16 protein-coding genes are annotated in these 20570 nt (G+C 61.5%); 11 read left to right on the top strand and 5 right to left on the bottom strand.

Annotated elements, in window-relative coordinates:
* Positions 1-226: 226 nt before the first annotated feature.
* The gene (locus VGI36_07300) at positions 227-958 is read right to left on the bottom strand and encodes an ABC transporter ATP-binding protein (GenBank protein HEY2484938.1); all 732 of its coding nucleotides are present in this window, start codon (positions 956-958) and stop codon (positions 227-229) included.
* Entirely contained in the window at positions 951-2231 is a 1281-nt protein-coding gene (locus VGI36_07295; protein ID HEY2484937.1) for an ABC transporter permease, read from the bottom strand. The genes VGI36_07300 and VGI36_07295 overlap by 8 nt, the downstream gene beginning before the upstream one ends.
* 430 nt (positions 2232-2661) lie before the next feature.
* On the opposite strand from VGI36_07295, the gene gspD reads away from it, so the two are divergent.
* The 4 genes from gspD to VGI36_07275 all read left to right on the top strand — a co-directional run bounded on the left by gspD (position 2662) and on the right by VGI36_07275 (position 9715).
* On the top strand, positions 2662-5289 hold the full coding sequence (gene gspD / locus VGI36_07290; GenBank protein HEY2484936.1) for a type II secretion system secretin GspD: 2628 nt from the start codon (positions 2662-2664) through the stop codon (positions 5287-5289).
* Between the two features lie 221 nt (positions 5290-5510).
* Positions 5511-6431: a lysophospholipid acyltransferase family protein gene (locus tag VGI36_07285; GenBank protein HEY2484935.1), complete on the top strand. Its 921-nt coding sequence runs from the start codon at positions 5511-5513 to the stop codon at positions 6429-6431.
* A 269-nt stretch (positions 6432-6700) separates the two neighbouring features.
* The gene (locus VGI36_07280) at positions 6701-8140 is read left to right on the top strand and encodes an amidohydrolase family protein (protein ID HEY2484934.1); all 1440 of its coding nucleotides are present in this window, start codon (positions 6701-6703) and stop codon (positions 8138-8140) included.
* Positions 8141-8170: 30 nt separating this feature from the next.
* The gene (locus VGI36_07275; protein ID HEY2484933.1) at positions 8171-9715 is read left to right on the top strand and encodes an acetolactate synthase large subunit; all 1545 of its coding nucleotides are present in this window, start codon (positions 8171-8173) and stop codon (positions 9713-9715) included.
* Positions 9716-9770: 55 nt separating this feature from the next.
* Here VGI36_07275 and VGI36_07270 read toward each other — a convergent pair whose 3' ends face one another.
* The gene (locus VGI36_07270) at positions 9771-10409 is read right to left on the bottom strand and encodes an HAD family hydrolase (GenBank protein HEY2484932.1); all 639 of its coding nucleotides are present in this window, start codon (positions 10407-10409) and stop codon (positions 9771-9773) included.
* A 36-nt stretch (positions 10410-10445) separates the two neighbouring features.
* Positions 10446-10943, bottom strand: coding sequence for a helix-turn-helix domain-containing protein (locus tag VGI36_07265; GenBank protein ID HEY2484931.1), 498 nt, complete (start codon positions 10941-10943; stop codon positions 10446-10448).
* Positions 10944-11593: 650 nt separating this feature from the next.
* Between VGI36_07265 and VGI36_07260 the strand changes: the two genes are divergently transcribed.
* The 3 genes from VGI36_07260 (at position 11594) to VGI36_07250 (ending at position 14740) form a co-directional block, all read left to right on the top strand.
* Positions 11594-12913, top strand: coding sequence for a DUF1329 domain-containing protein (locus VGI36_07260; GenBank protein HEY2484930.1), 1320 nt, complete (start codon positions 11594-11596; stop codon positions 12911-12913).
* A gap of 180 nt (positions 12914-13093) precedes the next feature.
* Positions 13094-13873: an enoyl-CoA hydratase-related protein gene (locus tag VGI36_07255; protein ID HEY2484929.1), complete on the top strand. Its 780-nt coding sequence runs from the start codon at positions 13094-13096 to the stop codon at positions 13871-13873.
* 150 nt (positions 13874-14023) lie between these two features.
* The gene (locus VGI36_07250; protein ID HEY2484928.1) at positions 14024-14740 is read left to right on the top strand and encodes an SDR family NAD(P)-dependent oxidoreductase; all 717 of its coding nucleotides are present in this window, start codon (positions 14024-14026) and stop codon (positions 14738-14740) included.
* Here VGI36_07250 and VGI36_07245 read toward each other — a convergent pair.
* The gene (locus tag VGI36_07245) at positions 14724-17018 is read right to left on the bottom strand and encodes a thioredoxin domain-containing protein (GenBank protein HEY2484927.1); all 2295 of its coding nucleotides are present in this window, start codon (positions 17016-17018) and stop codon (positions 14724-14726) included. The genes VGI36_07250 and VGI36_07245 overlap by 17 nt on opposite strands.
* Positions 17019-17199: 181 nt before the next feature.
* On the opposite strand from VGI36_07245, the gene VGI36_07240 reads away from it, so the two are divergent.
* Genes VGI36_07240 through VGI36_07225 form a run of 4 tightly spaced genes read left to right on the top strand, consistent with a single transcriptional unit; the run spans position 17200 to position 20307 of the window.
* Positions 17200-17739: a CAP domain-containing protein gene (locus VGI36_07240; protein ID HEY2484926.1), complete on the top strand. Its 540-nt coding sequence runs from the start codon at positions 17200-17202 to the stop codon at positions 17737-17739.
* Positions 17740-17756: 17 nt separating this feature from the next.
* Complete coding sequence (locus VGI36_07235; protein HEY2484925.1) at positions 17757-18755, top strand: methyltransferase; 999 nt, start codon at positions 17757-17759, stop codon at positions 18753-18755.
* Complete coding sequence (locus VGI36_07230; protein ID HEY2484924.1) at positions 18752-19375, top strand: hypothetical protein; 624 nt, start codon at positions 18752-18754, stop codon at positions 19373-19375. The genes VGI36_07235 and VGI36_07230 overlap by 4 nt, the downstream gene beginning before the upstream one ends.
* Before the next feature lie 23 nt (positions 19376-19398).
* A complete protein-coding gene (locus VGI36_07225) occupies positions 19399-20307 on the top strand; it encodes an MBL fold metallo-hydrolase (GenBank protein ID HEY2484923.1) in 909 nt (302 codons plus the stop codon).
* Positions 20308-20570 lie beyond the last annotated feature (263 nt).

Genomic DNA, 20570 nt, shown 5'->3' with positions numbered 1-20570 from the left:
TGAGAGGAGGAACGAGCGGATGATCAGCAGCTGAGTGGTCGGACTCAAGATCCCACCAAAAATTCATCCTTGGGTAGCGCCGGCTTCTCGCTGGTGACTTCCAGGGTCTAGGGCGCGTCAAAAAAAGCAGCCGCCGCGTTCCACACGTCTGGTCTGCCCAGGTGCAGCCCGAGCACAACTACGTAACGAGTGGTCGCTGATTGGCGGTTCCCCGCTCGCAAATTGGTCACGGGCCCTGGCGCTCGTCATAGAGCTTACCGTCATGTAGACGGAGGGCGCGGCTCATCCGTTTCATCAGGCGCTCGTTATGGGTCGCGACTACCAGGGTAATTCCCAGCTCGCGGTTCAAAACGTGGAATAGCTCGTGCACTTCATCGGCAGTGTGCGGATCGAGGTTTCCGGTCGGTTCATCTGCCAGCACCAGACGTGGATGGAGCACGACCGCGCGCGCGACCGCGACCCGCTGCTGCTCGCCCCCGGAAAGCTCGGCAGGTCGGCGATGGAACTTGTTGCCAAGCCCCACGAATTCCAGCACTTCCTTTGCGCGCTCACGCGCTTGTGGGTCTGGCATTCGCGCGATCAACCCCGGCATCATCGTGTTCTCCAGCGCGTCGAAGTCCGCGAGCAGGTAGTGAAACTGAAAAACAAAGCCCAATTTGCGATTGCGAAACTCGGCCAACGCGACCGGGTCCAATGCAAACAGGTCTTGCCCTTCAAAGAACACCTTGCCTGCGGTCGGAGTTTCCATGCTGCCCAACACGTAGAGCAAGGTGGATTTGCCGACCCCGGATTGTCCGACGATCGCGATTTCCTCGCCCGCGCGGACGCTGAGGTCGAGGTCGCGCAATACGTGAATTTCCCGCCCCGCGTCGTGGAAGTCCTTGGCGATACCCTGAGCCTCGATAAGCAGACCGCCCGCGGGCTGCACCGCGCGAACGGCGGCAGAGCCGTCACTCATAGCGAATGACCTCCACCGGCGAGAGTGATCGCGCATGCAGCGCCGGATACAGAGCGGCCGCGACGCACAGCGCGATTGCCGCGCCCGCGACCGCGATAAAATTCAGCGAATACAGCCTCACCGGCACGGCACTCACCATGAACAGGTCGGGCGGGAGATGGATGAGATGATAGGTGCCGATTGCCCATGAGGTTACGAATCCCGCTCCTACCCCAAGCACCGTGCCGATCACGCCCAGCGCAGCGCCCTCGCACAGGAATATCGTGGCGATCGAACCTGAGCGGGCGCCCATCGCGCGAAGAATCGCTATCTCTTTGCGCCGTTCCATCACGACCATGACGAGCGTGGCGATAATGTTGAAAGCCGCAACCAGCACGATCAGCAGCAGAACCAGGAAATAAACGAACTTCTCGAGCTGCAAGGCGGCGAACAGCGCCGCGTTAGTGTGGGTCCAATCGGAAACCTTGTAGTCGGGCCCCGCAATGCGGCGGATGCGATCGGCGATTGCGGGCGCATCGAACATGTTGTGCAGGCGGAATTCGAGGCCGGTCTGGAGTTGGGGATCATCGGCCAGCAGCGCGCGCCCGCTCTTGAGCGACACGAAGATGAGCGCCGAATCGAACTCGAACCACCCGGAGTGAAAATACCCGGTAACCACGAAGCGGCGGAGCCGCGGCGCGCCCATTCCTCCGGCTAGGCTGGCCGGGGAAATGATAGTCACCGGGTCACCGATGTGAAGCCCGAGCTCAATGGCCAGCGACCGGCCAACGATAGCACTCGGGAGATCGACCTCGCGCCCTTGCCCACGATCGACGATGGTGACTTTTTGATCGGTGTCGAGCGACTGGACGTCGCCTTGCTCCAGGGTCTTTTGCAGTTGCGTGAGGACCGGATTGTCGCGGGCGACGACCCCCCGCAGTACGCCGCCTTCTACGTAGCCGGGCGCGCCTGAAGGAGTGCTCGATACCGCCATCACCTGGGATGAGACGTAGGGCGATGATGCCACGATGCCGCCGACCGCCGAGATTTTGCGCTGCAGGTCGGCAGGGGCCCAGACGGCCCCATCGACGCGCTCGAGGGTTATTTCGGGCGTGAAGGAAAGCAACCGGCCGCGCAGATCTTCCTGGAAGCCGCTCATTACCGAAAGCGCCACCGTCAACGCCAGGGTGCCGATTGCCACTCCACCCAGGGAGATCATCGCGATGGTCGACACGAAGCGTTCGCGCCGGCGGGCGCGCAGGTAACGGAGTCCTATCAGGTATTCGAAGCGCATCGCGTTCCCGGCGCAGACTATGCTACCACGACGGGCTCGCGCTTTTTCGCTGAACTTGGCAGAGGGTCCCGAGCATAGGTGGTGTGGGTGCCCAATAGTCTCCGAGCATCGGGTTTTTTGCAACGGCCCTTCTGCCTAATCGAAGGGCTCTCGGCTAGCTGGTCGCCGGATGCGGTCGGGGAGCAAATCGAAGGCTCGAAAATCCAAAAAATCCTGGACATCGCTGCGGCGACCTTCCGGATCTTGTACCGAGAACCCGCGGAGACTTCAGAAACCGGTGGTCGGGATGCGGGGGGGCCTTGTGCAATGATTCGTCCACAATTGCGTCTCTTCTAAATGGGATGGGTGAGCGGTTTGAAGGTTGCGCTTCGAGAGTCGGGTACCATATGCTCTCTCGCGAGTCGGGGGACTAATTTCGGAGGTGTTTCGGATGGACCGCTACCGTGCGGCAGCTTTGTTGTTTGCCGCGACCCTCCTGGTTTGCACCGCCGCTCGGACCGTCCGGGCGGGGGACGATCCACCCATACCGCAGGACCAGATCACGATGAATTTCCAGAACGTGGACATCCCCGTGCTGGCCAAATTCATCAGTGAAATTACCGGCAAGAATTTCATCATCGATGAGAGCGTACGCGGCAAGGTAACCATTATCTCGCCGACCAAAGTGACACCCGAAGAAGCGTACCAGGCGTTTCAGTCAGCGTTGCAAATCAAAGGCTTCACCACGGTCCAAACCGGCAAGACCATCAAGATCATTCCCTCCCGCAATGTGCGCTCGGACGCGCCGCTGACCGAATCGCAGCTGCCCGCCGAAACACGCGGCGACGAATACGTCACGCGGATGATCAAGCTGAAGAACGTCGACGCTTCGTCACTGGTGACTGTTGTCCAGCCAATGATTTCGCACGACGGCCTGGTGGCCGCCTACCCGGAAGACAACACCCTCATCATCACCGACGACGCCTACAACGTTGAACGGCTACTCAAGATAATCGGCAGCCTGGATATCCAGGGACTGCAGAAGAATGTGGCTGTAATCCCGCTCAAGTTAGCCTTCGCGGGCGAGCTGGCTCCCGAGATCGAGCAGATTATGGGCGCGCGCGAAAATCAGCAGGCCGGTCAGCGACCTGGAGTTGGTGTGGTAGCGCCTGCTGCGACCAGCGGCGGGACCGCATTCAAAATTATTCCCGATGAGCGGACCAACTCACTGATCGTGCTGGCTGGGCCGCTTCAGATGAATCAGATTCAGGACATCGTGGCCAAGCTGGACATTCAGCCACCCAACGCAACCTCGCGGATTCACGTCTATCGGCTCAAGAACGCGCAAGCGCTCGAGATGCTGCAGGTGTTGAGCAACCTGCTTGGCGGAGGCGGCTCGCCGACCACCCTTTCTCCCACCACCGGCAAAGGATCATTGGGCCGCGGCAGCGCGCTCGGGATGTTCAATGGTCTCGGTAGCGGCTTGTCTGGTGGTGGTGGCGGCGGTTACGGCGGTTACGGAAGCAGCGGTTACGGAAACAGCGGCTACGGCGGCCTCGGTGGTGGGATGATGGGTTCGTCATTGGGCGGCGGCGGCTTCGGTGGTGGCATGAGCGGTATGGGCGGCGGCGGCGGGGGAATCGGCGGTGGAATGGGCATGATGCGGAGCAGCGGCAACTCCTTGGGCTCGAGCGGAGCAACGATGAGTGCGTCTTCCGGTGGAGGTGCCACCGGTCCGGGCGGCAGAAACCCCGACTTCGTGAGTCCCGTGAATGTAACCGCCGATCCGGCGACCAACGCACTGGTAGTCAGCGCGGCGCCGCAGGATTGGCAGACTTTAAAACAGATCATCGATGAACTCGACGTCCCGCGCACGCAGATTTTCGTGCAGGCGATAATTGTCGAGGTTTCGGCGGAGCGCACCAAAGATATCGGCGTCGAGTTTCAGGCGTCCACGAATCTCGGCGGCAACACCATTGGTATCGGACAACTTAATTTCGGTAACCTTCAGAACGCGCTGGGCAATCCTCTCGGACTGACCGGACTCGGGATCGGTCTTGCGTCCGGCAGCATGTGTAGCATTCCGGTCGCGGTGGCGGGGGCAGTAAGTGGCAGCACCACGACCGGTACCACCACCAGCAGCACCATCTCGGCTCCCTGCGACGTAGCACTCATGACTGCGCTGGAAACCGATACTCATGCGAACGTCCTTTCCGCGCCGACCTTGCTGACCGCGGACAATGAAGAAGCAATGATCATCGTCGGACAGAATCTGCCCTTCGTCGGCTCCGCGGCCGCCAATGCGGGCCTGCCCGGCCAGATCTTCAATTCGGTCGATCGACAGAACGTCGGCATCACCCTCGACATGGTGCCGCAGGTCTCCGAGGGCGACTACGTCAAGCTCGACCTGTATGAAGAAGTGTCCAACGTGGTCAATGGAACGCAAAACAATTCGCTCGGTCCCACCACGACTATCCGCTCGGCATCGACCGAAGTGTTCGTGCAAAATCATCGCACCGCGGTAATTGGCGGCCTGCTCTCCAGCCAGGACACAATTGAAAACCAAGGCGTGCCCTACATCTCGAATATCCCGGTGCTGGGCAATTTGTTCAGCAACAAGTCGTCGGACCGACAAAAACTCAATCTCCTGGTGTTTCTGACGCCTCATGTGGTCCGGACCCGCGCGCAGTTGCGTGCGCTGGCATTGGACGAGCGGCAGAGATTCATTAATTCGCTGGGCCGCAGGGAAATGCATGACATGCCGGCCTCGCAGATTCACGAGCTGTACAAGCCAAGCTTCTCGATTTCGGTACCACCGGAGGCTGACTTGGGAGGTACGACGGAAGCGCCTGGGGTTCCGCGCGGTTCCGCTCCGCCCCTGGCGGCGCCACCGCCTGCTAGCGGCGAGACGCCCTTTAACACCGAGGAAATTGGACCGAGCAGCATGAGTGCGCCCGCGACCGGCTCGGTCGCTGCTTCGGGAGTGCCGGGAGTGCCGGTCTCGACGTCGGGTTCGGCGGCCGCCGGCGGCAGCACACTCGGTGCGACCCGGGCAACAGTCGCTCCCGCGGCACCTTGAGGAGCAAAGTTGATTGCTGATTAACGCAGGGCGCGGTTTTGGCAGGCTGTTAATGGAGTATTCCGCGGCCCGCTTCTGGCGAGTTTGTCCCGGAGGGGAGAACTAAGGCGGGGGCGCGCATCTCTTCCTAAGACAGTGTTGAGAACGGGTCTTTCCTGCAGCGGACGGTCCGCGGTCACTCAACTCGCGACCCGGCCCGCAGGCCGTTGCATTCCCAGCCGATGGCGCGACAGATAGGCGGGGTTCAGGCGAGAATCGAGTATGCCGGCATCGCTGCCGGTCTCGCGGCATTGCGCACCCTGCCACTTGAACGTGCCTTCAAATTGGGCGAACGACTCGGTGCGATGGCGATGAAGATCGACCGGCCGAATCGGCCGATCGCGATGAAGAACCTGGAAATCGCGTTCCCCGAGCTTTCCCGCGAGGAACGGCTCAGGATAATCCGCGGCATGTATCGCAACTGGGGCCGGATGCTTGGCGAATGGGCGCATATGGGAAAGCTCGACCGGTCCAATATCGAGCGCTTTGCCGTGTACGAGGGCAAGCAGTACTGGGACGAAGCCGAGAAAATGTCGAAGGGGCGGGGCGGACTCGTGTTGACCGCCCACTTCGGCAATTTTGAGCTCCTGCCACTGGCGCACTCGATCTATGGTTATCGCATCGCGGTGGTACATCGACCGCTGCGAAACCCGTTGATCGATAAAGCAGTACGGGAAGCTCGAGTTCGATCGGGCAATCAGATCGTCACGCGCAAAGGCGGCGGGATGGAGATGATGCGGATGCTGCGGCAAAACTGGCATGTCGGCGTCCCGCTCGACCTCGACGTTCGCAAGGGCGTGTTTGTCGATTTTTTCGGGAAGCTCGCGTCAACCAGTGACGGCGTGGCGCGCCTGGCGCGCGCCAGTGGGGCGCCGGTGGTGCCGTGCTTCATCGTGCGCGAAGGTGACACCATCCGTCACAAGATCCAGATCCAGCCGCCGGTGGAAATCGTCAAAAGCAAGGATGTTGAAGCCGATCATCGCGAGAACACGCAGCGCTTCGTAAAAGCCATCGAAAAAGCGATCCGCGAGCATCCGGACCACTGGAACTGGATTCATCGCAGATGGAAGACGCGGCCCCCCGGCGAAGCGCGCTTCTATTGATCACCTGCCAAGTACGAAAAGCGCAAAACCCTCAAGGTCGGGGAAAAGCAGGCACGTGCGAGTTGTAAGAAGTAGAACCGACTCGTCGATGATGAATCAAAGCGCCATCGACGAAGCCACGTCGCCTGCCCGCCAAGCGACGGACCCGAAGCCGTACCGGCATGGACGACGCGCGGTGAAAGCCGGCCTGAGCCCGGGTTGTCCAACCTTGACTCCGCTCGGAGTGGCGCGCTAGTCGGACAGCATCATCTTTTCAGAGAGTACGTCGCATGGATTCGGAACAGATCCGCAGTGTGAGAGCGCTCCGCGCAAGGCTCGACCATCCGGTAATCGACGGTGACGGCCACCTGATCGAAGCGGCGCCGTTGTTCAACGACTACCTGCGCCAGGTCGGCGGCGACCAGCTGGTGGAGCGCTACCATCGCGAACTCCGCGAGCATCCCACGGCGGCGCGTGCGAATCGCGCCCAGGGGGAAATGCGCGGAGCGTGGTGGGGGGTCGGCAACAACGCCTACGATCTTGCCACCGTCATGGCGCCGCGGCTTTTGCATCGGCGACTCGAGGATATCGGAATCGATTTCGCCATCATGTATCCGACTCTCGGGTTGGCGCTGCCCACCATCTTCGACGCCGACGTGCGCCGCGCCGCGTGCCGCGCGATCAACACGATGAATGCGGAAATTTGCGGGCCCTTTCGCGATCGGATCGCACCGGCCGCCGTGGTTCCGATGCACACGCCCGAGGAGGCAATTGCAGAGCTTGAAAATGCCGCGCGTCTCGGGCTTCGAGTGGTGATGATTCCCCCAGGAGTGGCGCGGCCGATTCCGGCGCTGGAGCATGAAGCTCCCGCCGCCTTTCCGCACGCCGCATACTTCGACAGCTACGGCGTCGACAGCTTTGATGACTACGACCCGGTGTGGCGCAAATTTGCCGAACTCAAGTTTGCGATTACATCGCATGGCGCGGTGGGATTGCGCTACCTGCCGCTCGGCCGGCGGTCACCCTCGAACTACATGTTCAACCACATCGGCGGGCACGCCTATCAGCAGGGGGAATTCTGCCGATCGCTGGTCTTCGGCGGAGTGCCGATGCGGTTTCCGGAACTCGCGTTCGGATTTCTCGAATGCGGTGCGGGATGGGCGGTCGACTTGCTGCATTCGCTGGAAGAACATTGGGAAAAACGGAACCTGGAGGGCCTCAAAAACTACGACCCTGCGCTGCTCGACCGCAAGCGGCTCCACGAACTTCTGCGCGAGTACGGTGGCCCAGGGTTCGTTAACGCGGAACGCGCCGGCGGAATGTCGCGCGCCTACGACGAGGGAATTGCGCGGCACGATCGGGCCGTGAACCGCGACGAGTGGGCACAATCAGGTGTGTGCGATGAACACGGCTTCGTCCGAATTTTCGAAAACTTTTTCTTCGGATGCGAAGCCGACGACCCCAGTGTCTTTCGTGCGCTTGATGCGCGCGCGAATCCCAAGCGGACGCGCCTCAAGCCCCTATTTAGCTCGGATATCGGTCACTGGGACGTTCCCGATATCACGACGGTCCTGCTGGAAAGCCACAAGCTGGTGGACAAGGGTTTGCTGAAAGACAGCGACTATCGCGACTTCGTGTTTACTTATCCGGCGCAGCTCCATCTCAAAGCGAATCCGGGCTTCTTTGCCGGTACCGCCGTGGAAAGTGCGACTGCGCGCCTGGTCATGTAACGCGACCACAGTCTCAACACAGGTGAAATCATGAACGGAGCCGAGAGCCTGATTCGTACCGCGGCCGTGGCGGGAGTCCAAGTATGTTTCGCTAATCCGGGCACGACCGAGATGCCGCTGGTCGCGGCGCTCGACGCGGTCGACGGCATCCGCGCGGTACTCGGACTGTTTGAGGGGGTTTGCACCGGAGCCGCCGACGGCTACGCGCGGATGAGTGGCAAACCCGCGCTTACGCTTCTGCATCTGGGGCCAGGCTTTGCCAACGGCATAGCAAACTTGCACAATGCGCGCCGCGCGCGATCACCAGTCGTCAACCTGATCGGAGACCATGCGACCTGGCATGCTGCGGCTGACGCACCATTGGCCTCGGACATTCATTCGCTCGCCCGGCCGGTCTCTGGTTGGATTCGCAGCGTCCAATCCGCGAAAGCCGCGGCCCCAGACACGGCCCAGGCGATTGCGGCTGCGGGTGGCTTCCCTGGGCAGATAGCGACGCTGATCGTTCCTTCCGATTGTCAGTGGGATCCTGCCGAGGGACCGGCGCAACCTGCTCCACTCGCGCGAGTGCCCAAAGTTGGCGATGCCGCCGTGAAACAGGCGGCAGAAGCCCTGGGCGCAGGCCGCGGCGCGGGATTGCTCCTCGGCGCCACCGCACTGAGTGAGAGCGGACTGAGCGCGGTCGCGCGAATCGCGGCGAAAACGCAATGCCGACTGATCTGTGAGACCTTTCCCGCGCGAGTCGAGCGGGGCGCGGGAATGCCTGCGCTGGAACGGCTGCCCTACTTTCCAGAGCAAGCCATCGAAGCGCTCACCCCCCTCCAGACAATCGTGCTCGCCGGTGCGAGAAGCCCGGTCGCTTTTTTCGGCTACCCAAAAATGCCCTCCAGCCTGGTACCCGAAGGGCGCAAAGTTGTGCCGCTTGCCGAGCCGAGTAGCGACGCCGTCGCGGCCCTGGAAGCCTTGGCCGAAGCAATCGGCGCGCCCCGCGCAGTGTCACTTCCTGCCAAGGCGACGCGGCTCGGGCGGCCTTCCGGCAAACTGAACGCCGCAACCGTGGGCGCGGCGCTCGCGGCGTTTATTCCCGAAAACGCGATCGTCATGGATGAAGCCGCAACGACCGGACTTCCATTTTTTGCGGCCTCGTCTGGCGCCCCTCGACATAGCTATTTGGCGTTGACCGGCGGGGCGATCGGGCAGGGACTACCGTGCGCGACCGGCGCCGCAGTGGCGTGTCCGGATCGCCGGGTGATTGCGTTCCAGGCGGACGGGAGCGGGATGTACACACAGCAATCATTCTGGACGCAAGCGCGCGAACAGCTCAACGTGACCACACTGCTGTGCAACAATCACAGCTATCGCATCCTGCAGGTAGAACTCGCACGCGCCGGGGTGACCGAGCCGGGCCGCAAAGCAAGGTCTCTAACCGACCTGGCGAATCCGGAGATCGATTGGACGCGGCTTGCACGCTCGATGGGGATCCCAGGGGTCCGCGTGGAAGACGCGGAGTCGCTATGCAAGGAGCTGGAGCGCGCGCTGGCAACGCCTGGCCCCAGTATCATAGAGCTGATGCTGTAACGCGCCTCTGACCACCAGAGCCAGGGTGCGCATTCTAAGCAGATGCCTTGGTGGGTTAGGGGGTGAGCGCAGATTTCCGGGCCAGCTTCTCGAGCGTCGCCGGCAGCTCCCCGATGGTCTTGATTCGGTCGCTGTGGTCGACGCGGGAGCCGACTGCGATGAAATGGGTGCCCGCTTCGAGCGCGGCCTGGCAATCGATTGGGCTGTCGCCTACGTACACGCTGCGCTCGGGCGCCGTTCCCGCCCGCTGCATGCAGAGCTGAAGGATGTCGGGAGCCGGTTTCGGGGGCACGCCATCGAGCACACTGGCGATGGCATCGAAAATACCCTCGAGCTTAAGGTGTTCCACCAGCCTGGGTACGGTTTGGGATCGATTGGTGGCCAGGCCCAGCCGATACCGGGTGCGTAAGTGAAGCATGAACGGGCGCAACTCCAGAGGCGGTCTGAGCATTTTGAAAAACGCCGAGCCATCGAGCGAGCGTGCGACGGCCCGCATCGCTTCCAGCTTCGCCGGGTCGCCGCGGGCGCGCCCTATGAACATCTCCTCCGCGGCATAGGAGATTGACCTGCTCTCTTCCGCCGCGTCCAGGGGCGGCTCTCCAACCTGTCGAAAGATCGCGTTGTAGTAGGCAATGTTCGATTCAATCGAATCGAACAGGACGCCATCAGCGTCAAAGATTACGAGCTCAATCACGGAGAGCCTTATTGTGGGTGCCGGGGCGGAACGATTCTAGCGCGCGCTGTGCTTGCGCGCCTCGCGTTGGGAGCGACGGGCGGGATGTGAGGTGCGGCGCGGTACCGCGAGCATATCGCGCGCGCTGACATTCTCGCCGCAACTTGGGCAGACAAACGCGGGAGTCGCCTTCGCCCCGCATCCGCGATGCACCAGAGTCAGGGGGGGACCCTTATCACCACATAGCCAGGTATCGCCCCAGCGCAGCATCGCCACCATCACCGGGTAAAGGTCCATGCCTTTCTTGGTGAGCCGATATTCGACCCGGGAGTGCTCATCCTGGCCCTCCGCGCGCTCCAGGATGTCGTTGCCAACCAGCGCACGCAGCCGGGCCGCGAGGATATTGCGGGCGATTCCGGTGTTCCGCTGAAAATCGTCGAAACGGCGGCGACCGAGGAACGCCTCACGCAAAATCAGCATCGTCCAGCGCTCACCAATCACCGAAAGGGTGCGCGCTACCGAGCAATTTGCCTCACTGACCGAACGCCATCGCATCGATCTCCAGGTTCCCCCGAGCGTGTTTCGCGCAAACGCACTGTCCCCACAGTGGCGTCGTGCTGTGCTCCCTATCGTCTCATTTTGAAACCAACCGCGCCAGCCGCCGGCAACTGAAACATGCCGGTTCCAAAATGCCGCCCCGCGGGGGTCCTCGCAGAGAAGGAGACACCCGACGAAAAAGCAGAGAGATTCTAATCAGCCCATTCGAGAAGCGGCTACGCTGGGGACAAGGAAACCGCCAAACGCGATGCCACCCCGACCATCGTGACGAGAAGTTCCGGAGCCCTAGGACAGCTTGATCGAAGAAGCGCGTGGCTCGATGCGTGACCAATGAGCCTCGCACTGCAGTTGTTTTTCAAGACCGCGAATAAGTTGCAAAACGCAACTATTAGTCCGCACCACGCCGATTCATCACGCTGCTTAAGAACGGCTGATGACACATCGCGCGAAATCGCTTTCGCCGTAGCGTTTCGGTAAACGCGCGTTTTGGCGGACCCGTCTCACACTCCCAGCTATCGACGTTGCTCATCGCATTGTGCGAGGAACGCGTGTCCCGCACCGCCGGAAACTCGCCGTCATCTCGGTGTCGCAAGCGTGGCAGGAAGATTGCTGGTGCGTAGCGACCTCGTCGCGAAGGAGGAGGAAATATGAGCCTCACGAGTATTCGGAGAAACGAGCGAGCAGTGGGTGTCGCCTGCGCGATCGCGCTGGCCGCCGCGATTGCTTTGTCTATCGCGTCCGGCCTTGCCCACGCCGAAGTCAGGCCGGGCGACATGATCACTGCCGATAACGCGGCCAAGGTCAAAGACCTGGTTGCGCCGGGAGTCTACTACAAAGTGTTGGCCGGAATGTCGATGAAGATTGTTCCGTCATCCCGCATCGATTGGCCGCCGCCGTACAAGGACGCGACCGAGAAATATTCGGCGCAGGTGCGCCTCAGCAAGGACAATCGCACTCTGATTGGCTATGTGGCTGGCCAGCCCTTCCCGCTGATCGATCCCAACGACCCGTCGGTGGCCACCAAGATTATGTGGAACAACGTGTTTCGGCCACTGCTCACCGATGATTATGATCTCCGCTTTTACGATTGCGACAGCCTGTATGGCGGCCGCAACCATTCGTTTTCTCCCATCCAGTACTACCAGATAGGTCACTACGCCGGTTACGACCTGGTCGGCAGGGTGGAGGTTGAGCCGATTCCAACCGATCCGGATTTCAAGAAAACCGGCCGGTTGTGGGTGTTCGGACTTTATCCGGTACTCGCGCCCGCCACCGAGCGCGGCGACGGTTTCATACGCTATCGCTACGCCGATCCGAGTCGTGGCGACGACGACTGGTCGTGGACCCACGGAACCCGACGCGTGCGGCGGCTTGACGAGAGCATTATGAGCACCGCGTCCGGTCCAACCGCCTGGAATCCGGATCACTATTCCGGTTTCAACGCCAAGACCGAGGAGTATGACTATCGCTTCGTGGGCGATAAGGAGATGCTTGCCGCGGTGCATGCCGAGCATTCTCCCGAGGTGCGTTGTGCGACCGACGGCGGTGCGAGCGCGTGCCCCGAAGCGTGGGAGATGCGTCATATCTATGTGGTCGAGGCAACCCCGCGGCGCGATAAAATTGCCGGTGCGCTCCAGGGAAAGACCCTGGTTTACATGGATTCCGAATCATGGTTCGAACCGTATATCGACGAATACGACCAGCGCGGCCAGCTCTGGTACAACCACATCTGGTGGATGACCTATCGCGACCGGCCGGTGCCTGACGCACAAGTCGCGATCTATCCGTTCAAGCGCGAATTCGAAGTGGGCGCGGTTTCGACCGACGTTCAATCCGGCTTCGCGACCATGTGCTACCTGCCCGGCCTGAACACACCGGAGCGCGAGTGCTGGTACATCAACATGGGCGCGGTCGATCGACAATTCTTCACCACCCAATCGATGGTGAAAGCGGCTTTTTCTCCATAGCCCCCCACGCGGCCTTCCAAGCGGGCGGTTCCGCCGACGCACCGACGGAACCGCCCACCGCGCGTGCCGATTTTCGCCGAAACTGAAAGGCCCTCACCGAAGGCCGTGATCTCGCAGTTGCGTTTTGCAACTTAACGCGCGACGATATGCGTAAACCGCATGCAGGAGCCGCAAAGAACGATGCCCACCTACACCTCGATTCTTTTCGAAGTGCGCGACGCGGTTGCGCAGATTGCGCTCAACCGGCCGCAGGCCGCCAATTCGCTGAACTCCGTGGTCTCGGCAGAGCTGATGGATGCATTCCTCCGGTGCGAAGAGGATTCCGTGGTTCGCGCGGTCATAATCACCGGCACGGGGCGGTTTTTCTGCGCCGGCGCGGACCTGAAAGGGTTCTACTCACAAGCGAGCGAACTCAAGAGCCGCGTATCGCTGTTTCATGCCGTGATAGGACGAATCATCCGCGCGCGGGTGCCGGTAGTGGCGGCGGTGAACGGGGCCGCGGCCGGAGCAGGGATGGGGCTCGCGTGCGCATGCGATTTGGTGGTGGCGGCGGAATCTGCGAAATTCACTATGGCCTATACGAAAATCGGACTCAGTCCCGACGGCGCTACCACCTATCTGCTGCCACGGCTGCTCGGCGTCCGCCGCGCGATCGAGCTGGCGTACCTCAATCGGGCGCTGAGCGGGCAGGAAGCGGTCGAGTGGGGAATTGCTACCGAAGTGGTGCCCGATGATCGGCTCGCGGAAGAAGCCTACGGATTGGCGACCCAACTCGCGGCCGGTCCGACGCGCGCGTACGCTGCCGCCAAGCGCTTGATGCATTCCGGCTGGCTCACGCCCTTGGAGACTCAGGTGGAGTATGAGCTGAGGAGTATTGCCGAACTGGCTGCCAGCGAAGATGCGCGTGAAGCGATCGCCGCATTCGGCGCCAAGCGACCCCCGGTATTTCAGGGGCGATGAGGTCCAGGCCCAACTCCGCCCGCTTGGACTCGCGCCTGCGGCGGATTCGTGATGCCTGCCCGGATGCGCGCGTAAATGACGGAAGCAACCCTGGGACAAAATCGCAAGCACTCCCGCGCGGATTAACCAGAGGTAATTGCCGGAAGAAATATGGCTAACGCAAAGAAAGTTGCAGCGGTGGTCGGGGTTGGCGCCGGACTGGGTAATGCGCTCGCACGACGTTTTGCCAAAGAATACGCGGTCGCATTGGTCGCGCGGGGCGCGGACAAACTGACCGGGTTTGCCAAGGAAATCGAGGGCGAAGGGGGACAGGCCCTGGTGGTACCGGCCGATGTTAGCAAGGCCGCGGAAATCGAAGGCGTCTTTGCGCGGATTCGGGGCGAGCTGGGCGACGTGGATGTGCTTCTGTACAACGCGGCGATGCGCCCCTTTGGCCGCCTGCTCGAAACCAAACCGAGCACCTTTGAGAACACCTGGCGGGTAACAACCTTCGGCGCGTTTCTATGCGCACAGCAGGTGGTCCCGGCGATGCTCGCAAAGGGTGCGGGCGCGATCATCATTACTGGCGCGACTGCTGGGGTTAAACCCTTTGCGACCTCGGCGGCGTTTGGACCGGCGAAGTTTGCGGTGCGGGGATTGGCCCAGGTAATGGCGCGCGATCTTCATCCTCAGGGAATCCACGTCGCCTACGTCAATGTGGACGGGGCAATCGACATGCCGTTCATCCGCCAGCGGTTTCCGCAGATCAAGGACGAGGACATGCTCAAGCCGTCTGCGATCGCTGAGACCTTTTGGCACGTCGCGCACCAGGACCGCAGCGCGTGGTCTCACGAGATCGACGTGCGCCCGTTCAAGGAGAATTGGTAGCAGCCTCGGTCGAGCCGGCGGGAATCGCAAGCGATCGGCCGATTTCGTCTACTTGAAAATCGCTGAGTGCGGTGCGCAGCTCGTCGGTGGTCGTGCTCGGTTTTGAGCACGCAGTTCCGGCGCAGACGAAGGCCAACGGCTCATTGCGGTCCGCCGCGGCTTCGTACATTGCGCGCACCGCCGCGGGCATGGCCGCGTGCTTCGCCTTGGATGGATCGATTCGAAGGATGACCTTGCCGGGGCGAAAGGTACTGAGCGCCATGGCGACCAGCGATTGCGTACCGGGATCGTCGGAGGTGCCGACGATCGCAACGGTAGCGCCACCGTCAGCTCGCTCTTCGAGAGCGAGTCCCAAGCTTCCGAGCGTTGCGTCGGCGGTCGATCCGACCATGTGGGGTGCAGGGGCAAGCAACGTGTCGGCGATCTTTGAATAGCGCGGATCGGAGGTAATTTCAGCCAAGGTGCGCAGCGCGTGCGCAGCCTCCGCCTGTATCGACGGCATCGGTTGATCGTACATCACCTGCGGCCCACCCGCCGCCGCAAATCCACCCTGATCCTTGCTCGAGCTGCGATTGACGATCAGTCGGGCGCGGTCCCGGTAGTGGGCGACTATAATGTCGGCCAGGGAGCGAGCTTCCTTCAAATACTTTTCGTTGCCCGAAGCCTGGTACGCTTCCAGGAGTGCATTCTGCAAGTAAACCTGGTCGGCGGCTATGCCCGGCACCGAGGCGCCCTGTCCATCAATCCACACGTGAAAGAAGTCGCCCTTCGGACTGCGCAGGTTCGCCAAGATGAAGTCGAGTGCGACCAGTGCAGCCTGTCGAGAAATTCGATCCCCGGTTGCGCTGGATGCGGCCAGATAGCCGGAGATCATCAACGCGTTGCGATCGGTCATGATTGACCGATCGACCGGCGGGGCAGGGCGCTTTTCGCGCACTGCCAGCATCGGTAGCTTGGCACGCGTCTGGAGGCGTTTTGCCGCTGCACTCCAGATACCCATCTGCTTGCTGAGTTGCTCATCCGTGATGGGTCGGCGCAGAACGATGCGCCCGTCGGGTGCGAGCGCGGGCGCATCGCCCATCCCGTAGAAAATTATTGCCGCGCGCGCGACATCTGGCGGCAAGAACTTTTTTACCTCGGCAATGGTCCACGTGTAGTAGCTGCCGTCGTCGCGCTTGAACGAGTCCGCGTCCTGATCGGCGAAGAACGCATGGGTGACGGGATCGAGCAGGGCCTGATTCACGTACGATCTGATTGCCGCAATCGTGACCAGCAGGGCGGAGTCTCCCGTGAGCTGGTAAGCTTCCGAATAAGTCCGCAGCGCCATGGCCTGGTCATAGGCCATTTTCTCGAAATGCGGCACGCGCCAAGCCTGGTCGGTCGAATAGCGATGAAATCCGCCGCCGAGCTGATCGAAAACCCCGCCGCGCGCAATCTTATCCAGGCTTTCGACCGCCATTCGGCGAAAGGAATCGTGCTGAAAAAAGCCATATGCGATCGCGAGGCGAATCGCAGGAAAATCATAGAAGCGCGCTCCGCTGCCCCGGCCGAATCCGCCCGAGGTTTCGTCGTACGAGGTCGCCAGCGCGGCAAGTATTTTTCTACGCAAGCTAGCCTGGTCACTTCCGCCGGTGGGGACGGCGGGCAACGCCTGCGGCGCAATCCTTTTTGCCAGCGCGGCGGCCTGCCGCTCCACGGCGTTGGGGTCTTTCTGATAGGCCGACGCGATGCGCTCAAGAAGCGGTAGCATCGCCGAGGTTGCCTCGCCGTTTGGCTCCGGCAGAGGCGGCAGATAACCGGCGGCATATAGTAGCGTTCCCGATGGTGTCGCAAAACAGGTGAGAGGCCACCCACCCGCGCCGGTGAGACGCGCGGCCGCGTCCTGGTAGAAGGAATCGATATCCGGCCGGACATCCATGTCGACTTTGACCGGGACGAAGCTGCTGTTTAGTTTGACCGCAACTTGGGGATCCGCATAGGTGGTGTCGTCCATGACGTGGCACCAATGGCACCAGCCTGCGCCAATATCGATGAGCAGCGGGCGTTTAAGTCTGCGCGCCAGGGCCAAGGTCGTCTCAGCCCAGGGCTGCCATCGAATCGGTCCGGCGGCAGCCTCACGCAGGTAGGGGCTCGGCGAGGTGTTCAAAGCGCCTGCCGGGAGCGCATCGGTCAGATCGCTGCCCCTACGGTTTGCACCACTATCCGCCCGGGCGTGGGCGGAGAAAAAAAGCAGCAAACCGAGGAAGATAGCCGATACGAAGCGAATTCGCGTTGACAAGCTCATTTTCTCGCGATACCAAAGCCCGTGGAGAGATCGCAGCGCTCGCGCTGTTAAGACATTAACGACTCGCGTAGGTTGATAACTCAAACCGCATTCGCCGGGTTCCACTATGAGCGGAAGATCGGCTACTCGCCGCGGAACGTCGGGGTACAATCGAGGTCCTGCCAAAATTATTCGTATGCCCACTCCCAGAGTGGTCCGGCGCCGCCGCGCGATCAAGGCTGGAATGGGGCTGCTGGTGCTCTCCCTGATGAGCATCGCGATTCTGCGCATCTATATGCTATCGACCGAAGCGCCCTCGCCCGAGCAGGCGACAGGGTTGACCGATCAGGAATCCGCAGTTCTGAACCGGGTCAACGCCGAGCGCATCCGTTCCGGCCTCAGACCGCTCAAGATATCCGCACGGGCTGCGGTGGTGGCGCGAGGTCATAGCCTGGATATGGCGATGCGCCACTATCTCGCGCACTTGAGTCCCGACGGCATTGGCCCCGCGGAACGCCTGAAGGGCGAGGACATCTCGTTCGCCGCGGTCGGTGAGAATATCTACGCTGATGACTATCGGGATCGAGAGCATCTGGCCGAACGCGCGGTCGAAGGATGGCTTAACAGCAGGGAGCATCGCGCGACGATGCTGTCAGACAAATTCACCGAGACCGGGGTTGGGGTTGCGCAGTCTGACGACGGCAAAACCTACATAACTGAGGACTTCATCCGCTAGCCTCCGATCACTTGCCAATGGAATTCGCGGAGCTGGCCGCGATGGCCGGCGCGCACGCAGAAGCGCGCGCCATTCAGGTCGCACTTAAGCTCGGGATTTTTGAACTGCTCGCGCAGGGATCGCAAGCCGAAAGCGGAATCGCCGATACCTTAGGGACCGACCGGCGTGCCACGATGCTGCTCGCCAATGCGATGGTGGCACTCGGGTTGCTCGAAAAACACGTGGGGAACTATCGGCTTTCCGCCGCGGCGGGCCGGTATCTGGTGAAGTCGTCGCCCGAATACCTGGGCGGCATGATTCTTTTCGATGAAGCGATTTTCCCATACTGGGCGAAGCTCGAGGATTCCATTCGCAGTGGAGCGTGGGCGCGATCGCCGGACATGTTTCAGTCGGCGCCCGAGGACACGGAGCGATTTATCCGCGCGATGGACAGCCTGACGCGGGCGCGTGGAGACGCGGCATGGGTCGCCGACCATCTCGATCTAGCTGGTATCCGCACCATAGCGGATCTGGGCGGCGGTCCCGGGACTTACCTCGCGGCGATCTTAAGGCAGCACTTGAAGATCCGGGGCGCGGTCTGGGATTTGCCGGCTACCCTCAAGGTCACGCGCAGAATCCTCGCCGAGCGCGCACCCGAAGTGACGGCGCGAATCGAGCTGTTGGAAGTGGACTATCTGAAGGCCCCGTTGCCGGGGCCTGTCGATGCGGTATTCATGTCAAACATCGTTCACAGCGAGCGGGACGCTGACAACACCCACCTGATGGCCAAGTGCTTCGATGCGATCGCACCCGGGGGGTTGATTGCGCTGAAGGACCACGTAATGAATCGTGACCTGACCGACCCACGCGCAGGGGCGGTATTTTCGCTATACTTGCTACTCACGACGCGGGGACGCGACTATTCTTTTGACGAAATCGCTGGATGGCTGAGCGCCGCAGGCTTTATCGATACTAAGATGCAGAGGCTACCTAGCCCGCCGTTCACCTCATCGCTCGTCACTGCGCGCAGACCGTGACGCGAATCTTTCTGCTGAGGAGCTTGGGATCTTGCTCGCTGGGCCTAGCACTGGCGGCACTCCCCCTCGCGCTCGGTGCCTGCGCGGCTGCCGCGATTCCCGGGCTTGCCGGGATGGCGACGACGGCGCTGCAAAACGGAGCGGGGGCGGCAGAGATTGCGGGGGTCCAGATAGGAGAAAAAAACGCCGACCGGCATACTCCCGGTGCACTGGAAGATCAGCAAGACCGCTGCGATGCGCTGGTCGGTGCGCCGCCGCAGATCGAGGAAGTCAGAAAGAACAAACAAGACGTGATCGAAGCTCGTCAATGGCGGCTGGTCAATCCCGAGAAGCCCCGTTGGATGATCGTGCCGAGCAAGACCGGGCCCGCGAATGGTTGGGAACCGAAGCCGAGAATCAGCAAGCTGCAGTTTTCCCCGCCGCTCATCGATCAACTCGACTACGAGAAAACCCAGTTCATCGCCTACGCACCAAACAATCTCGACAGCGTCGACAACAGCCGTGCCATGACCAGTGTCACCGAGGCATTCGGCGAACCCGCCGGCACCTTTCAATGGCACGGCACGACCTATGGGTACACGATGGTTCCGCGGTTGCCGTGTTTTCCGACCGAGAAGTAAGGTCTCTTCTTCGGACGACGGCTGTGGCGGTGCTGACGCTCGCTCTGGCGCCGTGCATCGTCACCCCATACGCTCGGGCCATGGACCCCAACCAGATTCCGATCGCGGCAACTCCCCGGCCATCGACGTGGCCTGACGACGCGCTCACCGTCGCTTACCTGGGCCATGCCACCCTGTTAATGAACTACTTCGGGGTCCGAGTTCTCAGCGACCCCGCTTTCTTCGACAAGGTGGGACTCTCTTTCGACTCGATTTTCACGATCGGCCCGCGTCGACACACGGCGGCGCCGCTAGCGCCGGCGGCGCTCGGACGAATCGACGTGCTCCTTATCACCCACGCTCATATGGACCATTTGGACCTTCCCTCGCTCAAAGCGCTGCCCAAGGACCTGGTGGTCGTAGCCTGCGACCAATGCTCCAGCCTGCTTAGGCCTATCGGCTTTGAGGACGTTCGAGAACTTCGCTGGGGCGGGGAGACGCAAGTCCGTGGTCTCAAGATCAGCGCGATGGGAGCGAATCATTGGGGCAAGCGATGGCCGCCCTACGGGCGCAACTACGGCTTCAATAGCTACGTGCTTGAAAAGGACGGGCACCGAATGCTGCTGGCCTGCGATAGCGCCAACACCGATATTTTTGCAAGCCTGGCTGACAACCCTCCGGAAGTCGCCGCCTTTTCGATTGGCGCATATGACCCCTGGATCTGGAACCATGCCAATCCCGAGCAAGTGTGGCAGATGTTCCTGCAGACGGGGGCGAAGTACCTGATCCCGATTCACTGGGGGACGTTCAAGCTCTCTAACGAACCGATGATGGAACCTCTGACCCGACTGATTGGGGCGGCAGGCAATCAATCGAGTCGCATCGTAGTGCGCGAAATCGGCTCGACCTGGACGCTGCCCGAAGCCTCACCCCTACGGGCGGCTGCGCCCTAGCGGAAACCTTTTTCGTCGCGCCGCGGGTCTCGATTCCGCTACCATGAATTCGCGGCCGGGTGCTTTTCCAGACAAGTGCCACGCCGACGAAGGTTCTTGCCAGTGGATGGCAGGAGTGTGCGGACTCGGGCTGTCCCTCTCCGATAGCGGGGCTTATGAGACTTTGGTCCAATAGCGCGACGTTGAAGGTTGGTAAGATAGTGTAAGGCGACCGGCGGGGTGCCAAAGGGGGACTCCAAAAAGGAATCTGAAATGGCAAGTAT

Source organism: Candidatus Binataceae bacterium, from assembly GCA_036495685.1.
Taxonomy (GTDB): Bacteria; Desulfobacterota; Binatia; order Binatales; family Binataceae; genus JAFAHS01.
This window is presented reverse-complemented; position numbering and strand designations above follow the sequence as displayed.